Here is a 3,713-nt window from a genome sequence, read left to right as displayed (position 1 = left end):
GCCCGCCGGTCGGCGTAGGCGCCGTCGACCAGCCGGTGCCCGGCCCGGGTGTCGATCACCACCAGGCGGAGCCCGGCCGCCTCCAGCGGCAGCGGCACCTGCTCGGTGTCGAGCGAGCGGGTGTCCAGGAACAGGGCGTGCCCGGCCCGGCCGAGCATGGACACCATCTGGTCCATGACCCCTGACGGCACTCCCACGACCTCGTTCTCGGCCCGGCGGGCCAGCCCGGCCAGGGCGACCCGGTCCAGGCCGGCGCCGTGGAGGTCGGCCAGGGCGGTGGCGGTGGCGCACTCCAGGGCGGCGCTCGACGACAGCCCCGACCCGGCCGGCACGTCGCCGTCGACCACCACGTCGGCCCCGCCCAGCTCGACCCCGGCCTGGCCCAGCGCCCACGCCACCCCGGCCGGGTAGGCGGCCCAGCCCTCGACCCGCCCCGGCCCCACCTCGGCCAGGGCCAGGTCGGCCGGCGGCCCGGCCTGGAGCGACCACAGCCGCAGGCGGCCGTCCCCGCGCCGCCCGGCCGCGGCCAGCACCTGCCGGTCGATCGCCGCCGGCAGCACGAAGCCGTCGTTGTAGTCGGTGTGCTCCCCGATCAGGTTGACCCGCCCCGGGGCCGCCCAGACGCCGTCTGGTTCCCGGCCCGTGCGCTCGGCGAAGGCGGCCGCCACCCGCCCGGCCCGGTCGGTCACCGGGCGCCTCCGGCGGCCCAGCGGAGCAGGTCGCCGAGGATGGCCAGCGCGGCCGGGTCGCCCCGGCGGGCCGGCTCGGCCAGCCGGTACTGGCAGGTGACCAGCCGCCCGGGCCCCACCGGCCCGGCCCCGACCACCGGCCCGGCCAGCGGGTCGGGCACCGGCTTGAACGCCCCGACCACGGTGGTCGCCGGCCAGGTCCCGTCGCCCACCCTGGTCAGCAGGTGGGTCGGCACCACGGTGGCGTCCTCGCCGGCCAGCACCGCCCGTTCCGGCAGCGACGGCAGCGCCCGCTGGTCACAGGTGAAGTGGAACACCGTCGACCCCCACGCCGTCGCCACCTCGGCCATCTCCACCGCCACCGGATACCACCCCACCGCCCCCAGGTCCTGGGCCAGCACCACCACCGTCTCCCCGGCGGCCAGCCGTTCCCGCACCACCCGCCCGGTCCCCTCGTCCAGCGCCCCCTCGCCGACCACGGTCAGCCCCGGTTCCGGCTGGAACACCCGCCCGGCCTCGTCCACCGGGGTGGCGGCGACCGCCCGGACCGGGTAGGTGTTGGCGGCGACCTCCCGGCCGGCGGCGAGCAGGCGCAGGGTGACCTCGTAGGCGCCGGGGTCGGGCGGGGCGGGGAGGTCGACCGTGCCGGCGGCGGTGGCGCGCCAGCCGGCGAGGCCGCCGACCTCGACGGTGACCTCGTTCCCGGCCAGGGCGGCCCGGACGGTCACGTCGCGCAGCGGCGGGCCGTCGTTGGCGACGTGGAGGGGGGCGGCCACCCGCCCGTCCGTGGCCACGACCAGGCTGTAGAGCTCCAGCATGGGCAGCACGTCCTGGCCGACCCTGGCCAGCTCGGCCAGGGCGGCCGGCTTGGGACGGCGCTCCAGGTCGAACAGCCCGTTCAGTTCCCATGGGACGTCGGTCAGCTCGGTCACGCACCAGCCGCCCAGGTGGTCGTGGCGCCGGAACACCTCGGCCTGGAGGCGGTCGGACAGGCCCTGGTGGCGCTGGGTGCCGGCGATGAGCTCGGCGGCCGTGCCCGGCCAGGGCAGGGCGGCCATGGCCGCCCGGTACCAGCCGGCCGGCGACCAGAACGGCTCGTCGCCCTCGGTCAGCTCCGGCAGGCCCCAGTCGCCGAACTCGGTCACGAACAGGGGCCGGCCGAGCCCGGCCCAGCGGCGGGCCTTGGCGTCCAGCTCGGCCAGCCAGGCGGCGTGCAGCCGGCCGTACCAGTGGGCGGCCAGCACGGGGGTGGTGAAGACCCGGTCCGGGTCGGGCTCGATCCAGTCGTTCTCGATCAGCGGCCGGGTCGGGTCGGCGTCGCGGACGGCACCGGCGACCCGGCGGGCGAACCCCTCGTAGCCCGGCCCCGCCCGCGCCGGCAGGTGGTCGAGGCCGAGCTCGTTCATGGCCGACCACAGGATCACGCTGGGATGGTTGGCGTCCCGGCGGACCTGGGCGTCGGCGGCGCGGGCGCAGCGGTCGGCCAGCTCGCCGGTGCCGTCCAGCTCGTCGTGGGCGATCGGCTCGGCCACGGGCACGTCGCAGTGGACCAGCATCCCCAGCTCGTCACAGGCGTCCAGGTAGGCCGGGTCGAACGCCTTGATGTGGAGCCGGAGGGTGTTGAGCCCGGCCGCCTTGGCCGCCGCGACCTCCTGGCGGATGGCCTCCGGGCTCCCCTCGGCGTACAGGGTGTCGGCCCGGAACCCCTGCACCAGGGCGCTCCGCATACGGTAGGGCTGGCCGTCCAGCAGCAGCCGGTCCCCGTCGACCTCGACCCGGCGCAGACCGTAACGGACGGTCAGGGCGTCGCTGCGGGCCCCGTCGACGCCGGCCTCGACCTCCATGGCGTGCAGCACCGGAGCATCCGGCCGCCAGCGGGGGGCGCCGGTCTCCCCCAGCCGGATGGTCACCTCCTCGACCGCGCCCGGGCCGAGGTCGAGCTCGACGGCGGCGGCCAGCCCGACACGGGCCGCGGCCAGCCGGACGGCCACGGGGCCGCCGCCGACGTTCTCGACCCGGGCGGCCACGGTCAGGTCGCCGGGGTCGCTGGAGCAGCGCACGCCGCGCAGCGCCACCGGCCCGTGCCGGCGCAGGGTGACCGGCTGCCAGATGCCGCCGTAGGTCATGTACAGGCTGGGGGGGCTGGGGAAGACGTGGTTGGCCCAGCCCTGCTTGCCGTGGGGCAGCCGCCGGTGCTGGGGGGCGCCGACCGGCGGGTCGGTGACCCGGACGGCCAGCTCGTTGGCCCCGGCGGCCAGGGCGTCGGTGGGGTCGAGCTCGAAGGGGGTGAACGGGAGGTCGTCGCCACCGAGGAGCCGGCCGTTCAGGTACACCTCGGCCAGGTCCATGACCGCCCCGAAGCGCAGCGTCCAGTGGCCGCCCGGGTCGTCGACGGCGAACCGGCGCCGGTACCAGGCGACGCCGTCCAGGTCGAGGAAGCCCTGGGCCTCCCAGAGCCCCGGCACCGCGATCGGCCGGGGCTCCAGGCCGCCGAGGGCGTCCAGGGCATGGTCGCCGGGGAAGAGGTCCCAGGTGCCGTCCAGCGACCAGGTACGGTCTCCGGCCGGCTCCAGGGTCGGGACGGCGGCTCCCTCGACGGTGTCGCTCACGTGCACCTCGCTCGGTCAGATGGTCTGCAGGCTCGGGGGGAACGAGCCGGGGACGTCAAAGAGGGTGGCCGCCGGCGGGTGGTCGAGCCGGTAGGCGCCGATGCCGAACCCGGGCCCGAGCCGGTTGAAGAACACCCAGTCGCCGGCGGGCGCCCAGGCCAGGCACGGCGAGCAGCGGTCCGACAGCGCCCCCTCCGACCCGGCCACCCGCACGGCCGCGCCCTGGTCGACCCTGACCAGGGCCAAGGCGGGCCGGGTCGAGAAGCCGACCCTGGTGATGGCGGCCAGCAGGCGGCCGTCGGGCGAGAAGGCCCCGGCGGGTGCGAACCCCTCGCTGCCGGCCGGAGGCGGCACCACCCGGGCCCGGCCGCTGGCCAGGTCGCCGAGGTGGAGGGTGGCGCCCTCGACCCAGGCG

Annotated in this window: 3 protein-coding genes; all 3 read right to left on the bottom strand. The window is 77.4% G+C overall.

Translation table 11 applies throughout. The features are described 5' to 3' along the window. Positions 1-689 (bottom strand): galactokinase family protein (locus VF468_26295; protein ID HEX5881798.1); only part of this gene is annotated, 689 nt, incomplete at its 3' end. Next, complete coding sequence (locus tag VF468_26290; protein HEX5881797.1) at positions 686-3,298, bottom strand: glycoside hydrolase family 2 TIM barrel-domain containing protein; 2,613 nt, start codon at positions 3,296-3,298, stop codon at positions 686-688. The genes VF468_26290 and VF468_26295, both read right to left, overlap by 4 nt. A gap of 15 nt (positions 3,299-3,313) precedes the next feature. Beyond that, positions 3,314-3,713 (bottom strand): hypothetical protein (locus VF468_26285; protein ID HEX5881796.1); only part of this gene is annotated, 400 nt, incomplete at its 5' end.

It is taken from the genome of Actinomycetota bacterium, assembly GCA_036280995.1.
Classification (GTDB): domain Bacteria; phylum Actinomycetota; class CALGFH01; order CALGFH01; family CALGFH01; genus CALGFH01.
This window is presented reverse-complemented; position numbering and strand designations above follow the sequence as displayed.